Source organism: Pseudomonas neustonica (genome assembly GCF_003797945.1).
In the GTDB taxonomy this organism is placed as follows: domain Bacteria; phylum Pseudomonadota; class Gammaproteobacteria; order Pseudomonadales; family Pseudomonadaceae; genus Halopseudomonas; species Halopseudomonas neustonica.
Genome location: NZ_RKKU01000047.1, coordinates 1 through 14,202 on the forward strand (window position 1 = coordinate 1; position 14,202 = coordinate 14,202).

12 protein-coding genes and 4 pseudogenes are annotated in these 14,202 nt (G+C 54.1%); 11 read left to right on the plus strand and 5 right to left on the minus strand.

Annotated elements, in window-relative coordinates:
* Positions 1 to 128, minus strand: a pseudogene (locus EF096_RS20505) (signal peptidase II); the annotation flags it as partial.
* Positions 122 to 289: pseudogene (locus EF096_RS19615) on the minus strand (peptidogalycan biosysnthesis protein); the annotation flags it as partial. The pseudogenes EF096_RS20505 and EF096_RS19615, both read right to left, overlap by 7 nt.
* 561 nt (positions 290 to 850) lie before the next feature.
* Here EF096_RS19615 and EF096_RS21040 point away from each other — a divergent pair.
* The 9 genes and pseudogenes from EF096_RS21040 to EF096_RS19655 all read left to right on the plus strand — a co-directional run.
* Positions 851 to 940 (plus strand): annotated as a pseudogene (locus EF096_RS21040) (hypothetical protein); the annotation flags it as partial.
* Between the two features lie 57 nt (positions 941 to 997).
* Positions 998 to 1,594 (plus strand): annotated as a pseudogene (locus EF096_RS19620) (transposase); the annotation flags it as partial.
* Between the two features lie 44 nt (positions 1,595 to 1,638).
* Positions 1,639 to 2,778 carry a YCF48-related protein gene (locus tag EF096_RS19625; RefSeq protein ID WP_123891436.1) on the plus strand — a complete coding sequence of 380 codons (1,140 nt, stop codon included), beginning with the start codon at positions 1,639 to 1,641 and terminating at the stop codon, positions 2,776 to 2,778.
* Positions 2,775 to 5,183 carry an efflux RND transporter permease subunit gene (locus EF096_RS19630; protein ID WP_048512690.1) on the plus strand — a complete coding sequence of 803 codons (2,409 nt, stop codon included), beginning with the start codon at positions 2,775 to 2,777 and terminating at the stop codon, positions 5,181 to 5,183. Before EF096_RS19625 ends, EF096_RS19630 begins: the two co-directional genes overlap by 4 nt.
* A 75-nt stretch (positions 5,184 to 5,258) precedes the next feature.
* Positions 5,259 to 6,920, plus strand: a complete 1,662-nt coding sequence (locus tag EF096_RS19635) for a DUF1302 domain-containing protein (protein ID WP_123891437.1) — start codon at positions 5,259 to 5,261, stop codon at positions 6,918 to 6,920.
* Between the two features lie 17 nt (positions 6,921 to 6,937).
* Positions 6,938 to 8,296, plus strand: coding sequence for a DUF1329 domain-containing protein (locus tag EF096_RS19640; protein ID WP_123891438.1), 1,359 nt, complete (start codon positions 6,938 to 6,940; stop codon positions 8,294 to 8,296).
* Positions 8,297 to 8,368: 72 nt separating this feature from the next.
* Positions 8,369 to 8,917 carry an acyl-CoA dehydrogenase family protein gene (locus EF096_RS21045; protein ID WP_206668538.1) on the plus strand — a complete coding sequence of 183 codons (549 nt, stop codon included), beginning with the start codon at positions 8,369 to 8,371 and terminating at the stop codon, positions 8,915 to 8,917.
* Between the two features lie 57 nt (positions 8,918 to 8,974).
* On the plus strand, positions 8,975 to 10,087 hold the full coding sequence (locus EF096_RS19650; protein WP_123891439.1) for an MBL fold metallo-hydrolase: 1,113 nt from the start codon (positions 8,975 to 8,977) through the stop codon (positions 10,085 to 10,087).
* The gene (locus EF096_RS19655; RefSeq protein WP_123891440.1) at positions 10,088 to 11,020 is read left to right on the plus strand and encodes an acid phosphatase; all 933 of its coding nucleotides are present in this window, start codon (positions 10,088 to 10,090) and stop codon (positions 11,018 to 11,020) included. It begins immediately after the preceding gene.
* A gap of 47 nt (positions 11,021 to 11,067) precedes the next feature.
* Here EF096_RS19655 and EF096_RS20770 read toward each other — a convergent pair whose 3' ends face one another.
* The 3 genes from EF096_RS20770 to cadR form a co-directional block, all read right to left on the minus strand.
* Positions 11,068 to 11,199, minus strand: coding sequence for a hypothetical protein (locus EF096_RS20770; RefSeq protein ID WP_256671459.1), 132 nt, complete (start codon positions 11,197 to 11,199; stop codon positions 11,068 to 11,070).
* Positions 11,196 to 12,395, minus strand: a complete 1,200-nt coding sequence (locus tag EF096_RS19660; RefSeq protein WP_123891441.1) for an ISL3 family transposase — start codon at positions 12,393 to 12,395, stop codon at positions 11,196 to 11,198. The genes EF096_RS20770 and EF096_RS19660 overlap by 4 nt, the downstream gene beginning before the upstream one ends.
* A 189-nt stretch (positions 12,396 to 12,584) precedes the next feature.
* A complete protein-coding gene (cadR, locus tag EF096_RS19665; RefSeq protein ID WP_004364961.1) occupies positions 12,585 to 12,992 on the minus strand; it encodes a Cd(II)/Pb(II)-responsive transcriptional regulator in 408 nt (135 codons plus the stop codon).
* Between the two features lie 95 nt (positions 12,993 to 13,087).
* Here cadR and EF096_RS19670 point away from each other — a divergent pair, with 95 nt between their 5' ends.
* Both EF096_RS19670 and EF096_RS19675 read left to right on the plus strand, forming a co-directional pair.
* Positions 13,088 to 13,984 (plus strand): cation transporter, encoded by an 897-nt coding sequence (locus EF096_RS19670; protein WP_045812313.1) that lies wholly within the window; start codon positions 13,088 to 13,090, stop codon positions 13,982 to 13,984.
* 3 nt (positions 13,985 to 13,987) lie between these two features.
* Positions 13,988 to 14,202, plus strand: a 215-nt coding sequence (locus tag EF096_RS19675; RefSeq protein ID WP_177412383.1) for a signal peptidase II, incomplete at its 3' end; no start/stop codon positions are given.

The window sequence follows — 14,202 nt, forward strand, 5'->3', positions numbered from 1 at the left end:
AAGTAGCGCTGCCAGCCTCCACCATTCGCAAAAAGACTGAATGCGGCACCGGTGTTCCATAGGTGCACCCAGTTAAAGAACGGGGTCACCGAAACATACTCGCCATAGGCCATTGATTGCTGCACCACAGCCGGTGCGACGGCAGCCAGCCACTGCAGCCACCAACGCTGCCGCTGTCCTCCAGTGCACTGAGGAAGGCGTGGCGCAGGAAAGGCTGCACCGTCGGCAGCAGCGCATCCCAGCTCTGCGCCGATACGGCGTGCAGGGAATCGGCAATAAGCAGAGTCACGAAAGCACTCCGGTCAAAGGGTTCGGGCCCGGTGCCAGCCCGTTTCGCTGGCACCGTTCGGGATGCGCTGAAAAAAGCCATTTATCGTCACTCCGCGAAGGCGGAGCCCAGGCGTTACGGAGGTTCTGGATTATCCCCCTTCGGGCCAGCGCAAGCGCTGTTCAGCGATAAAACTGCTGTCCCGCCTGCGCGGGAATGACGACTATTTTCAGAGTTTCCCAAGCCGGCGACTATAGCTTGCCGCGATTCTCGAAAACTTAACATTCGATCTATAAGGTCGCAGCGGAGCACGCCTGCACCCTTCGACAGTCGCTTCGAAGCCCTCTCACAGAAGCCGTTACATAACGCAATTGCTTGTTTTTGAAAAAGTTCCATTGACTCGAAAATGTCATGGAGCAGCAAGCCTTCTGTCATATCGGATCTCCATAATTGCCTCCGTCCAAACAGACGATGTCATGCCGCAGGCAATGACGGCGTTTCATAAAACGAAGGAGCTTTTCGATGAAGATGAAGTTGATTGCGGTTGCTGTTGGTGCCGCTCTGGCGGTACCCGCTGTGGCAATGGCAGATGTGACCGTCTATGGCCGTGCACATGTTTCGGTGGATTTCCTCGATGACGGCGCCGACTACTCTGAAACCAACCTTTCCAGCAACTCCTCGCGCCTTGGCTTCAAGGGCAACCATGAGATCAACCCGAATCTGAAGGCCGTCGGCGGGCAGTTTTACTACCTGTACATGTTCGAGGATCTCTACAGCCGTAAAATCGTTGGTTACGAGGTCCATGAGGCCGAGAGTGGCGAATATGCCGCCCAGCTTTTGCAACGCACTCAGTTGCGTGAACAGTGCCTGCACAAGCCGCTGGTGCTGCACTCGGATAACGGTGCGCCGATGAAGGCGCAGACCATGAAGGCGAAGCTGGAAGAGCTGGGCGTGCTGCCCTCGTACAGCCGTCCCCGTGTCAGCAACGACAACGCTTTCGTTGAATCGTTGTTCCGGGTGTTGAAGTACCGTCCCCAGTGGCCCTCCCGTGGCTTTGCCTCGCTGGATGAGGCTCGGCTGTGGGTAGACCGGTTCGTTCGCTGGTACAACACCGAGCATCGGCACAGCAAGCTGCGCTTCGTAACGCCGGAGCAGCGTCACAACGGCGAAGATGCCGTGCTGCTGGAGCAGCGCAAGCGGGTACTGGAGCAGGCCAAACAGAGTATGCCGTCACGCTGGGGGACGCGCCCCGTCAGGAACTGCGAGCCTGTTGGACCGACGACGTTGAACCCGGAAACGGAACTGCCTATGCGGCAAGCGGCTTAGTAGTAGAACAGTGACAACTATCTTGAAAAACGCCGGAGGGTTGCATGAAGAAAAAAAACAAGGTCATCGTAAATTTGTCCGCCCTTGCCAATATCAAATCAGGCCGTCAGCAGCGTCCAGGGCTACGTATTTTGCTGATGATGTTTTCGTTAGTGTGCGCCGCTGCCAGTGTTCAGGCGCAGCCGCAGGGCATGCTTGATCGCCTTGAGAAGCCAGCGCATAAAGCGGTCAAGGCTGCAGAAAGCTCACTTAACTCTTTGGCTCTAGCGGGTGACAGAACAGTTGTTGTCGGAGAGCGTGGTCATATCCTGTGGATGGATGGTGCAGACAATCATTGGCGGCAAGCTGATGTCCCTGTTAGTAGTGATTTAACAGCTGTCCAGTTTGTTGATGAAAATACCGGATGGGTGGTCGGTCATGATGGTGTCGTGCTGCATAGTCAAGACGGCGGAGAAAGCTGGAGTCTACAATTAAATGGACACCAGATTGCAGCTTTGCATGAAGCGCTGGCAGGCGTGCTCAGTGCCAGTGGTGACGAGAGAAGTGCTGAAAAGTTAAGCTTTGGCGCTGACCAGGGTGTTGATCAATCATTGCTGGCGTTGCATTTCAGCGATGCCAATCACGGTATTGTGGTTGGCGCCAGCAACCTCGCACTCGAAACCCGAGATGGTGGTGCTAGTTGGAGCGTTATTTCGCATCACATTGATAACGAGAGCGGGTTGCATCTGTATGGTGTTGTCGAGGCCTTGGGCGCTTTGTATGTGCTGGGCGAGCAAGGGCTGATACTGAAAAAGAACCCTCAAACAGCTACATATCATGCTGTCAAAAGCCCATATCGCGGCTCCTGGTTCGGCGGCATTGGTAGCCATGATCGCCTGCTGGCCTACGGTTTGCTTGGCAACACCTGGGTCACCGCCGATGGTGAAAACTGGTTGAAAAGTGATATGAACAGCTCTGTTGCTATTACCTCCGCAAGCAGCGTGAGCGCCACTGATCTGGTTCTCGTGAGTCTTAACGGCGAGGTTTTTTATTCAAATGACGGCGGCAAGCGGTTCGAAACGCAAGCTCTGGGTAGCCAATACCCTTTCTATGCCGTGCAAGCAAAAGACAGTGAAACCCTGGTGGTTGCCGGGTTGAATGGCGTCAAGATTATAAAGATTAATAAAGATGAGGAATACCCATGATTAAAGAGGCCGTTGATTTGGGTAAAGACATTAATGAATCATTTGACGCTGATTCAGGAAGTGTAGTTGAGAAAATAGTATTCAGTAATAGGCTGGTTTTGGTTTTAATGACCCTTGTTATATCGGCATTTATGGCCTATGTCGTGGTGGATAAGCTGGCGTTAAGTGCCAGCTATGAAAAAATGATGCCGCAGAACCATGAGTACGTCGTTAACTATTTTGAGCATAGTGACGAGTTAAGTGGGCTAGGCAGCGCTTTGAGAGTGGTCGTTACCAACCCGAATGGTAATATTTTTGATGCTGAATATATCGAGCAGCTACGACGTATAAATGATGATTTGTTTATGGTGCCCGGGGTTGATCGAGCATGGATAAAATCTTTGTGGTCACCAGCCGTGCGTTGGACAGAAGTGACCGAAGAAGGCTTCCGCGGAGGCCCGGTTATGCCGAGTACCTACGACGGCTCAGCGCAAGAGTTAGAGAAGCTTAAGCTTAATATCATACGAGCCGGTGTGCTGGGTGAGCTGGTGGCTAATAACTATCACTCCAGCATGATATTTTTGCCACTATTGGATAGTGACCCAACCACCGGTGAGGCGCTGGACTATGCAGTACTGTCAAAGCGTATTGCTGACGTGCGTGCGCAATATGAGGCTGAAGGGCTTGTTGATATTCACATTGTTGGTTTTGCGCAAATTATTGGCGAGCTGGTAGCTGGGTTGTCAGAAGTGCTGATGTTCTTTGCAGTGGCTATCCTGATTATCAGTTTGATTATATTTATTTACACGCGCTGCGTGCTTAGTACGGCTCTAATGATTTCTTGTTCGCTTATTGCTGTGCTATGGCAGTTAGGTATTGTTTCACTAATGGGGTTTAGCCTGGACCCCTTCTCTGTACTGGTTCCCTTTCTGGTATTTGCTATCGGCGTCTCTCATGGTGCGCAAAAGATGAATGGCATTATGCAAGACATAGCCGTCGGTGCGCACAAACTGGTTGCTGCGCGGATGACGTTTAGGCGACTGTTTATTGCTGGGTTAACCGCGCTGCTGGCAGATGCCGTTGGCTTTGCCGTGCTGATGTTATTCGATATCCCGGTGATTCGAGACCTGGCCGTAGCCGCCAGTGTCGGTGTAGCGGTATTGATTTTCACTAATCTAATTATGCTTCCAGTCCTGTTGTCATACACAGGTGTGAGCGTGTCAGCTGCAAAACGTAGTTTGAAGGAGCAAACAGATAGTCCATCTGCATTCAGCTTGGTTGGTCTTCTTGTCAAGTTGCAGGTTTTTACGAAAAGACGTTGGGCTGTTTCTGCGCTGTTGATGGCTGCAGTTCTGGTGTTGATTGGTTATACCACTAGTCTTGATCTGCAAATAGGTGACTTGGATGAAGGTGCGCCAGAGCTGCGCCCTGATTCGCGATACAATCAAGACAATGCCTTTGTAGTACAGAACTACTCGCTGTCCAGTGACCAGTTTGCCGTAATTGTAAAAACACCGACTGATAGTTGTATGAATTTTGCTGCGCTTGATGCGATGGATCGCCTGAGCTGGGAGCTGGAGCAGTTGCCAGGGGTGCAAGCCACTCAGTCGTTGGCCGCAGCGGTTAAGCAAATTACCTCGGGTGGATACGAAGGTAATCCTAAGTGGCTGACGCTGAGCCGCAACCAATACGTAATCAACTATGGCGCACAGGCAGCCAGCGTCAACAACCAGGACTTGTTTAACGTTGAGTGCTCGGTTATGCCGGTAGTGGCATACTTAGCCGACCACAGAGCCGATACCTTGAATCAGGTTACTGAGTTGGTTCAGGTTTTTGCTGACCAATACAACAGTGATGAGTACGAATTCTTAATGGCAGCGGGTAACGCTGGTATTGAAGCTGCGACTAACCAAGTAGTGAGCACGGCTTGGCGTCAAATGCACCTTTATGTCTACCTGGCCGTAGCCGCACTATGCTTCGTGACCTTCCGTAGCTGGCGTGCGGTGGTGATTGCGGTATTGCCTCTAGCACTAACCTCGTTGTTGGCTGAAGCACTCATGGTGGTGTTGGGTATTGGCGTAAAAGTGGCTACCTTGCCGGTTATCGCGCTGGGTGTGGGGATAGGTGTGGACTATGCCTTGTACCTCATCAGTATTCAGTTAGCTGGACAGCGCAACGGCGAGACCTTAGCTCAAGCCTACTATCGCGCACTGGCTTTTACCGGAAAGGTGGTTGCGGTGGTCGGTGTTACCTTGGCTGTCAGTGTGATTACGTGGGCCTGGTCTCCAATAAAATTTCAGGCTGATATGGGGATACTGTTAGCTTTTATGTTTCTGTGGAATATGGTCGGCGCTCTTGTTCTTATCCCCGCGTTGTCTCATTTCTTGATGGGCGATAGGCACTTTTTCAAAAGTGTCAAAAAATAAGATTAGTAAAGTCACTGGTGGGCAGTTGATATCCGTGTGTGTAAGCAATAAAAGTAACAATACCTGGAGTATGATATGAAAAATAAGGTGTTTGTATTAAACAAGCCGGCGCTTAATCAGCTGGGCTTGGTGGTCTCTGCAATTGTGCTGGGTGCAGCATTGCCTGGTGTTGGGCATGCGGCACCTATAGATGTCGGTAATCCTGATATTAAAGTTCGTTGGGATAATACTGTGCGGTTGAATTATGTTCACCGTGTAGAAAGCCAGGATAAAAATACTCTTGCACAAGTTAACGCTGATGACGGTAACCGTAATTTTGATAAAGGTACTGTTTCTACTCGGCTGGATATTTTGTCTGAGTTTGACTTTGTTTATAAGCGTAACCATGGCTTTCGGGTGACGGCGGCGGGTTGGTATGATCGCGCCTATGACCGCTCACTCGATAATAAAAGCGTGGGCACCAGTAACTATATCAATAGCAGTGGTAACCAGGCGCTGGGCTTGTCCAGTGAAACCAAACGATTTTATCGTGGGCCATCTGCTGAGTTTCTTGATGCCTTTGTATTTACCCGTTTTAAGATAGGTGGCATTAATACCGACGTTCGTGCAGGAAGCCACGTGGTGTATTGGGGCGAAAGTCTTATGGGTGATGGCATCATGCATGGTATTACTTATGGCCAAACCGGTCTCGATTTGGCCAAAGCCGTGGCCGTCCCTGGCACAGAAGCCAAGGAGCTGTTCAGACCGCTGAACCAGATTTCCATGCAAATCCGCCCCAGCGCTGAGTTGTCTATCGCGTTGCAGTACATGCTGGAATGGGAAGCCTTCCGTCTCCCAGAGGCCGGTAGTTTTCTAGGCGCGGCTGACATGCTGTCTCTTGGTGGAGAGGGGCTTATTTTAGGCCCTGGCGTGGTAGCTCGCCGTGCGCATGATGCCACACCAGATGATCGAGGCGAGTGGGGTGTAGCTGCTCGTTGGTCACCTAGCTGGGCTAAGAACGGCACTATTGGGTTCTACTACCGTAATTTTGCCGATAAGCTGCCACAAGTCTTTTTGACTGGTGGAGGTGCTAATTATCATTTGGCCTATGGAGATAATATTGATCTGTATGGTCTGAGTTTCACCCAGCAAATATACGGTATTAGCGTGGGGGCTGAAATCTCTTATCGTGACAATATGCCCCTTGTCAGTGATGTTACTGCTCTTGCAGCCATGCCTAGAGATGGGTCTGTTCCGGGTGCGAGAGGTAAGACATGGCATGGATTGGTTAACCTGATTGGTACTAGGCCCGCTAACGCGCTATGGGACTCATTGGGCTGGTCTGCCGAGTTGACCTGGATGCATGTTGATAAAGTTACTGATAATGCTCACCTGTACAAAGGTCGTAGTGGTTATGATGGACTGGATAAGCCAGATGACACTTATGTCGCTTTAGCGCTTAACCTGAATCCAACGTACTTCCAGGTGATGAATGGGGTGGATATGTATTTGCCCTTTAGTGTTTCTTATGGCGTGCATGGTAATGCTGCTACTACCGCTGCTGGTAATGAAGGCGCAGGTAATTATAGTTTGGGTGTGGGGCTTGACGTTCATTCGCGCTATAGGTTCGACTTGCGTTACACAGATTACCTGGGGCGAAACAAGGTTAATGATGCAGGTAATCGTGTATACAACGGTAGCAACTCTCTGCTAACAGATCGTGGTAATGTCAGTCTTACGTTTAAAACAACCTTCTAGGGTGTGGGAGTCATAATATGAAACGACTAATCATTTCTGGCTTTGCTGTGGCCTTGATGCACTCGGCAGTCGCTGCGGTAACTGCAGTGGAGGCAGAGCAACTAGGCTCTTCTTTAACCCTGTTTGGCGCCGAAGCCGGCGCTAACGCAAACGGTGATATTCCGGCTTATACGGGTGGTTTAACTACAGCGCCAGCTGGATATGTGCCTGGCTCTGGTAAATATGTAAACCCCTTTGCTGATGAGAAGCCGCTATACAGTGTTTCAGCTGTGAATATGACGGAATACAGCGACTATCTGACTGAAGGTACTAAGGCGCTAATGGAGGCCTACCCTACTTTCAGAGTCGATGTTTATCAGACTCACAGAACCGTTGCTTACCCGCAGTCGGCTCTTGAATCAACTAAGGACTGTGCGGTTAATGCCAGATTAACCGATGCTCAAGGTTCAGGGTTTACTGGTGGCTTTAACTGTGTGTTGTTCCCTATTCCACAAAATGGAATGGAAGTCATCTGGAACCACAAGACACGGGCGTTGGGTAAATACCAGACGGTGATCGACGCAGAAGTCTATAACGTTGATTCCAATGGTCGTGCGGTGTTGTCCTCTGGAGTGGACCAGTACTTTCATAACGTCTTCTGGGACCCTGACGCTCGCGCTCAGTTTGAGGGTGACAGGTTCTTCAGTATGTTCCGAGTGGACTACAAGCGTCCAACCCGCGGTGCAGGTGAAATGCTGCTGCTGAAAGACCCTGATAATGACCAAGAAGTTGGCCGTATGGCCTGGTCTTACCTGCCTGGTCAGCGTCGCGTTCGTCTGGCGCCTGACGTTGGGCATGATGCACCAAACCCAGCCACATCTGGCATGACTACCTTTGATGATAACCAAATAGGTGGTCTTGAACGCTTTGACTGGGTGCTTAAAGGCAAGCGTGAGATGTTGGTGCCCTATAATAATTACGATGCGGTTTTCTGGACCTCTAAAGAAGACCTGCTGACGCCTCACCATGCTAAGCCGGAGGCTATTCGTTGGGAGAAGCACCGTGTTTGGATAGTAGAGGCCAGTCTCAAAGAAGGTCAGCGCCACGTGTACAGCAAGCGCCGTTACTACATCGACGAAGATAGCTGGGCCATTGTTGCCCAGGAATCGTACGATGCTCAAGGCAACTTGTGGCGGGTGCCGCTGTTCCTGAGTTTCCAGGCTTACGATCAGCAAGTGCCTTACTCGGGCTGGTCCACTATGTATCATGACTTGTATACCTCGGGTTGGACTATGTATTCCTTGCTTAGCAGTAACTCCTCCAAGCTGCTTTATAAAGAAGGTCATACTGATGGTTTCTTTACAGCAGAGGAAATGGCTGGTAGTGGCGTACGTTGATAAAGGGTAAGCAAAGGCCGTCTTAGGGCGGCCTTTGTTATTAGACACGGCTTGTAATAATAAGGTTTAGATATGTCTGACTTTGAATTTCGCGAACCAGCCGTCGTGAGCGAAGAACTGCGGATGTTACGTGATCAAGCTCGACGCTTTGTTAAAGATGTAGTAGAGCCGCATGGCGAACAGTGGGAGCGTGATGGCCTCGTGCCTCGGAGTATCTTTCGTGAGCTTGGCGATTTGGGGCTGTTAGGTGCTCGTTACCCAGAAAGTTGTGGCGGTAGTGAGCTGGGGCCTATGGCCTCTGTGGTATTGGCAGAAGAGTTTTCGCGTAGTAGTTTTGGCGGTTTTGCTTCATCGGTTAACGTGCACACGGATATGTCACTAGCACATATGGCCAAGAACAAGGTCAAGATCGATGTGGCCCCCACTCGCCACGGCATCACGCGCGGCGAGACGATCTACTTCTTCGACCCGAGCGGTAACCGCAACGAGACCTTCGCCGGCCTTGGCTATCTGGCGCAGCGCGACCGGCCCGTCACCACCTGGTCGGAAGACAAGCTTGGCAGCGGAATTTTCTATCACACGGGTGAGTTGGTGGCCTCGTTCACCGACGTCTACACCTGACCCGCCGTCGCGCAGAACCACAAGCATTCCACAAGATCTTCCAACAGGAACAAGACAATGAATACGGTCGAAAGGACGAAGGGGAACTTGATCGCTTCAGCATTGGTTTGCTGCGCGGTCGTCTTCCAACCCACTGCAAACGCGGCGGATGCGAACGCCAACCTCGAGCCCAATCGCGACCAGCCGATGATCAACCCGGCGGCTAGCGCGCAACAGGCAACGACGATCACGCTTCTCGGGACGATGGGCGGCCCGCCGGAAGACCCGAGTGGCAGGCGTGCGCAGTCCTCGACGCTGCTCACCGTCAATGGTGTGCACTATCTGATCGATGCTGGCGATGGTGTGGTGAGCAGGCTCATCAAAGCTGGCGTGCCGCCCTATACCGTCAGAAAGGTGTTTCTGACTCACCGCCACTTGGACCACACGGCGGGATTGACGGCGTTCATGTCGCAAAGTTGGTTCAACGGGTGGTTCTTTCGCGACAAGTACTACATGGACAGGAGCACGACGAAGCCGTTTGTCGAAATCTACGGACCGCCGGACACCTCAACTCTCTTCGAGGGTTCGATGAAGTTCCTGAGCGTCTCGGCGCGGGATGCCGACGCGATCGGTTCGGGGACGATGAAATTGCCGCAGGAGGTGTTCTCTGTGCGAACGATCGAAAAGCCCGGAGTGTTCTTCAATGATGGCACCGTGAAGGTGACCGCCATTGAGAACACGCATTTCGGAATTCCGATGCCGGGCCCCATTGCGAAGAACGGCGACTTCAGCTTTGCATATCGATTCGATACGCCGAGCGGTTCGGTGGTCTTTACCGGCGACAGCGGTCCGAGCGAGAACATCACGAAATTGGCGGAAGGAGCCGATGTTCTCGTCAGCGAGGTGCTCGATTTCAAGCTCCTGACGACCGAGTCCTGGGGCGTTGGAATCACCAAGGCACCCAACCCGGAACAAATCAGATCCCACATGGAACGCAAGCATTTGTCTCCCGAAGAGATTGGGAAGATGGCTGCCAAAGCCGGTGTGAAGCTCGTGATCCTGTCTCACGTGGTCCCGGGAGATGTGTCGCCGAAGTACTTCGTCGAGTTCGTCGCGGCGGTCAAGAAGTATTTTTCCGGGCCGGTCATCCTGGGGCAGGACCTATTCCAGTACTCGATGGTCAAGCAATGAGTGACCGTTCGGGGTGTCCGTCATGAAGCATTTCCTCAACTACCGGGCAGCCCACAGATGCACCACCAAGCCGCCACTGAAACCCATCTGCCGAGAACAACAATGAACCTTCGCCACCCTGCCCCCATTGCGCTCGTTCTGAGCAGCCTGCTGTCCCTCGCAGCCTGTAGCACCACGAGCAAAGCCCCTCCTACCGACCCTGCCAGTATCGGTGAGGCCTCGCTGCACCACGGCCTGATGCGCGGCTACCTGCCCATAGAGAACCTGCCCGACAGCCTGGCGCTGCTGCCAGCGCCGCCGCAGCCAGGCACCCCGGCCTTTGATACCGACGAACTGGCCTTTACCAGCACCCGCGTCCTGCTCGACCAGCCGCGTGGCGACCTGGCTCGCAGTGATGCGCGCCTGAAGTTCCCGCAGGCGACGGAAGCCTTCCACTGCGCAGCCGGCATTCCCCTCAACAGCGATGCGACGCCACACCTGGAAACCCTGTTGCGCCGCGTCATGACCGATTCGGCCCTCTCGACCTTCAAGGCCAAGGATCACTACAACCGCACCCGTCCCTTTGTTTATAACAAGCAGGCCAGCTGTACGCCGGAAGAAGAAGCGTCACTGGCCAAGAACGGCTCCTACCCCTCCGGCCATGCCGCCCTGGGCTGGGCCTGGGGCCTGGTGCTGGCCGAGCTGATGCCCAACCGTGCCGACGCGCTCTTCCAGCGCGCCTACGACTACGGCCAGAGCCGGGTCGTGTGCGGCGTGCACTGGCAAAGCGATGTGGACGCCGGCCGCCTGATGGGCGCTGCCTCCGTGGCCACCCTGCATACAGACCCGACCTTCCTGGCGCAGATGGCGCTTGCCAAGCAAGAAATTGCGGCGCTGGAAAGCCAGGGCACGGCCACGCCAGCGAATTGCAGCACGGCAAGGTCAGGCCAGTAAGCCTTCGCATCGTTCCGCCCTTTTCCTGCAACCACCCCGAGAGACGCTCAATGACGACCCCGCTTGCCGCAGAAATCATCGTGACACAGCCCATGCTGCGCGCCACGGCGATACTGGCCATGATCGACGCCGCGCAAGGCCAGGCTGAAGCCCTGGGCCTGGCGATCAATATGGTTCATCGCGCCTTTCCGGGGAAGGCGGCCTTGATCTTCAGGAAGAAATAGGCTGAATCCCGGAACCCGTAGGCCATACGCTTGATGACCTTAATGCGGTTGTTGACGCCCTCGAGAATGCTGGTGTTCAAGGGAAAGATGGCTGAGGCGAGGATGCCACGCAGGTACTTTCGCAGTCGCTTTGCAAAGGCGATCGCCGGCGCGATGCCGCTTTCGATCGCCAGGCGGTACCAGTCTTTCCATCTTCGGGCGCCGTCTCTGACCGATGGCGCAAACCAGATTTCCTTGATGGCGGTCTTCAGCAGATAGACGGTAGCCAGCGGTGCGTTGGCCGCCAGCAGTTCCTCGAGCTTGACCGCCTGCTCGTTGCCCAGGTTGTCGCGGTTGCGCAGCAGCAACCAGCGCGAGCGCTTGATGACCTGACGTTGTGCGGGCGCACTGCGCAAGGCATTGGCCTGATCGACGCGCACCCGGTCGACGACCTCCCGACCAAAGCGGGCGACGACATGGAACAAGTCATAGACGACTTCGGCGTTCGGGCAATGGGCGCGCACCTCCAGATCGAAGGCGGTGTTCATGTCCATTGCGACCGCCTCGATGTGCTGACAGCCCTCTTTGCCCAGCAATTCGAAGAAGGGCCGGATCGCCTCGCGGCTGTTGCCTTCGCCGACCCACAACACGCGCATACGTTCGGCATCCATGATCACCGTCGCGTAGCGGTGCCCCTTGTGCAGCGCGAACTCGTCCATCACCAACCGACGCACGCCCTGCGCATCGAAAGCGCCATACCGGGTCTGCAGACGCCGATGGTCGATGCGCTTGATGGTGTGCCAGTGCAAGCCCGTGAGTTGGGCGACGTGGGCGATCGGCAGGATCAGCACCAGCGCCTCGATCCAGGCGCGTAATCGGTGTGTGATGCGCTCACCCGTGTCGAGCCAGCTCAGGCGCTCGGCCGCCCGTGCGCCACACTGGTAACAGTCGAGGCGGCGAATCGGCACATCCAGCCAGACGCGTCGATCGAACCAGTCTCGATCGCGCACCCGGCGTCGCCGGCGCTCGTGGAGCAGAACACAGTCGCTACCGCAGCGCCCACATCGCCGGCGGTGTGAGGGGTCTTCAGAGAGGGTGAGAAGCAGCGAACCGTCGGCTCGCTCCTGGCATGAATCGACGAGGCGGCCTTCCCAGAAGACCACGCCCAACATAGCATCGCACATGACGGGGAAGAGGAAGGGGATCGGTTTGTTTGGCGACTGCCAATCTACCAACCTCCGAACCGTCAACCACTACTTCCCCCAGATCGCGCGGGGTAAGCGGATTAAATGGTTGATCTTACCTTTGCATGAGAGTGAGACAGACCGGCATCTCATCGGATTATCTGGTTGATGCTTCACCTACTGCTGGTGCATGTTTCCTTCGCTAATTCCAGCAAGAACCCCACACGCCTCAACTTCCCGGTCATCGTTGCAACTCGCTCTCAGTGAAACGAGTTGTTTCTCAAGCGCTTGCAGAGCGGTTATCTGCGACCGCACATGAGAGATGTGATCATCGAGCAAGGCGTTGACGGCGGTACAAGGCTGATGAGGGTCGTCCTGATAGCTCTGTAGTTCGTGAATCTCAGCCAGTGACAGGCCCAGGATTCTGCAGCGACGGATGAAGGCCAGCCCCTCACCATGCTTCTCGGTATAGACACGGTAACCGTTGTCCTGCCGATCAGGCGGCGGCAACAAGCCCTGCTGTTCATAGAAGCGGATCGTCTGTGTTTCGACCCCTACCAACTGCGCCAACTGACCAATGCGCATCAGCCTCCTCCCCAACGGATTCTTTACTCTATTGACCTTATAGTAGCTTTATAGTTTTAAATGGTACCACAACATTGTTCAAGTGGAGTCGTATCATGAGCAAATCCTGTGGTGGCGCCTGTGGCGGTGATGCAACGTCCGCAGCGGATACCGATATACAGGCCTCCTCCGAGGCGCCAGGGAGATGGGTCAGTGTTTATGCCGTGCCGAAGATGGACTGTCCATCAGAAGAACGAATGATTCGCCTAGCCCTGAACGGCTTTGAGGAGATTCGGGCGCTGTCCTTCGACTTGTCGAACCGCCGGCTGAAGGTCGTGCATGACGGCGAGGTCGAGCCCGTCACCTCGAAACTGAAGACCTTGGGGCTAGGCGCCTCGCTTCAGGAAACCGTCGCTGCAAATCCGGAGACCATCAAGGCCGCCGAGTTTTCGGCAGCTTCTGCTAAGCAAGAATCCGGGACCCTGCGCTGGTTGCTCGGCATCAATGCACTTCTGTTCGTGGTGGAAATGACTGCCGGTCTGATGGCTCAGTCAACTGGCCTCATTGCAGAGTCCCTGGACAATTTTGCTGATGCGGCAGTGTACGGACTCGCTCTTTATGCGGTTGGGCATAGCGTGAAAAGGCAGGTCCGTGTTGCGCACGTTGCTGGTGTGGTCCAACTGGTTTTGGCTGTTGGCGTACTCGTAGAGGTCGTGAGGCGCTTTGTATTCGGTAGTGAGCCTGAATCGCTGGTGATGATAGCCATCGCATTCGTCGCATTGATTGCCAATACCGCCTGTCTGCTGATGGTATCCAAACATCGAGGGGGCGGAGCTCATATGAAGGCTAGCTGGATATTTTCGGCCAACGACGTGGTGATCAACCTGGGGGTCATCACCGCCGGCGCCCTGGTCGCGTGGACCGGGTCCAATTATCCGGATCTGATTATCGGCACCATCGCGGGGGGCATTGTACTTAACGGTGCCAGACGCATTTTGGCGTTGAAGGGTTAAATAATGCTCATTATTGGCAAAAAGCTCTCGCCGTATGCCCTATTGTCCATATCGGGCCTGCTGGCAGCGTCTGATCAGGCTGTAAAGTGGCTGGTGCAGCAATCAATGGCCTATGGCGAGTATGTTTCGGTGACCCCGTTCTTTAACTGGGTGCACCTATGGAACACCGGTGCCGCATTCAGTCTTTTTGCGAATGGTGGAGGCTGGCAGCGCTACTT

What these genes read in the sequence shown, in the direction of transcription:
- cadR (WP_004364961.1), bottom strand. Translation starts at nt 12,992, where the DNA reads ATGCGCATTGGTCAGTTGGCGCAGTTGGTAGGGGTCGAAACACAGACG.
- EF096_RS21045 (WP_206668538.1), top strand. Translation starts at nt 8,369, where the DNA reads ATGTCTGACTTTGAATTTCGCGAACCAGCCGTCGTGAGCGAAGAACTG.
- EF096_RS19660 (WP_123891441.1), bottom strand. Translation starts at nt 12,395, where the DNA reads ATGTTGGGCGTGGTCTTCTGGGAAGGCCGCCTCGTCGATTCATGCCAG.
- EF096_RS19635 (WP_123891437.1), top strand. Translation starts at nt 5,259, where the DNA reads ATGAAAAATAAGGTGTTTGTATTAAACAAGCCGGCGCTTAATCAGCTG.
- EF096_RS19650 (WP_123891439.1), top strand. Translation starts at nt 8,975, where the DNA reads ATGAATACGGTCGAAAGGACGAAGGGGAACTTGATCGCTTCAGCATTG.
- EF096_RS19625 (WP_123891436.1), top strand. Translation starts at nt 1,639, where the DNA reads ATGAAGAAAAAAAACAAGGTCATCGTAAATTTGTCCGCCCTTGCCAAT.
- EF096_RS19630 (WP_048512690.1), top strand. Translation starts at nt 2,775, where the DNA reads ATGATTAAAGAGGCCGTTGATTTGGGTAAAGACATTAATGAATCATTT.
- EF096_RS20770 (WP_256671459.1), bottom strand. Translation starts at nt 11,199, where the DNA reads ATGAACCATATTGATCGCCAGGCCCAGGGCTTCAGCCTGGCCTTGCGC.
- EF096_RS19640 (WP_123891438.1), top strand. Translation starts at nt 6,938, where the DNA reads ATGAAACGACTAATCATTTCTGGCTTTGCTGTGGCCTTGATGCACTCG.
- EF096_RS19670 (WP_045812313.1), top strand. Translation starts at nt 13,088, where the DNA reads ATGAGCAAATCCTGTGGTGGCGCCTGTGGCGGTGATGCAACGTCCGCA.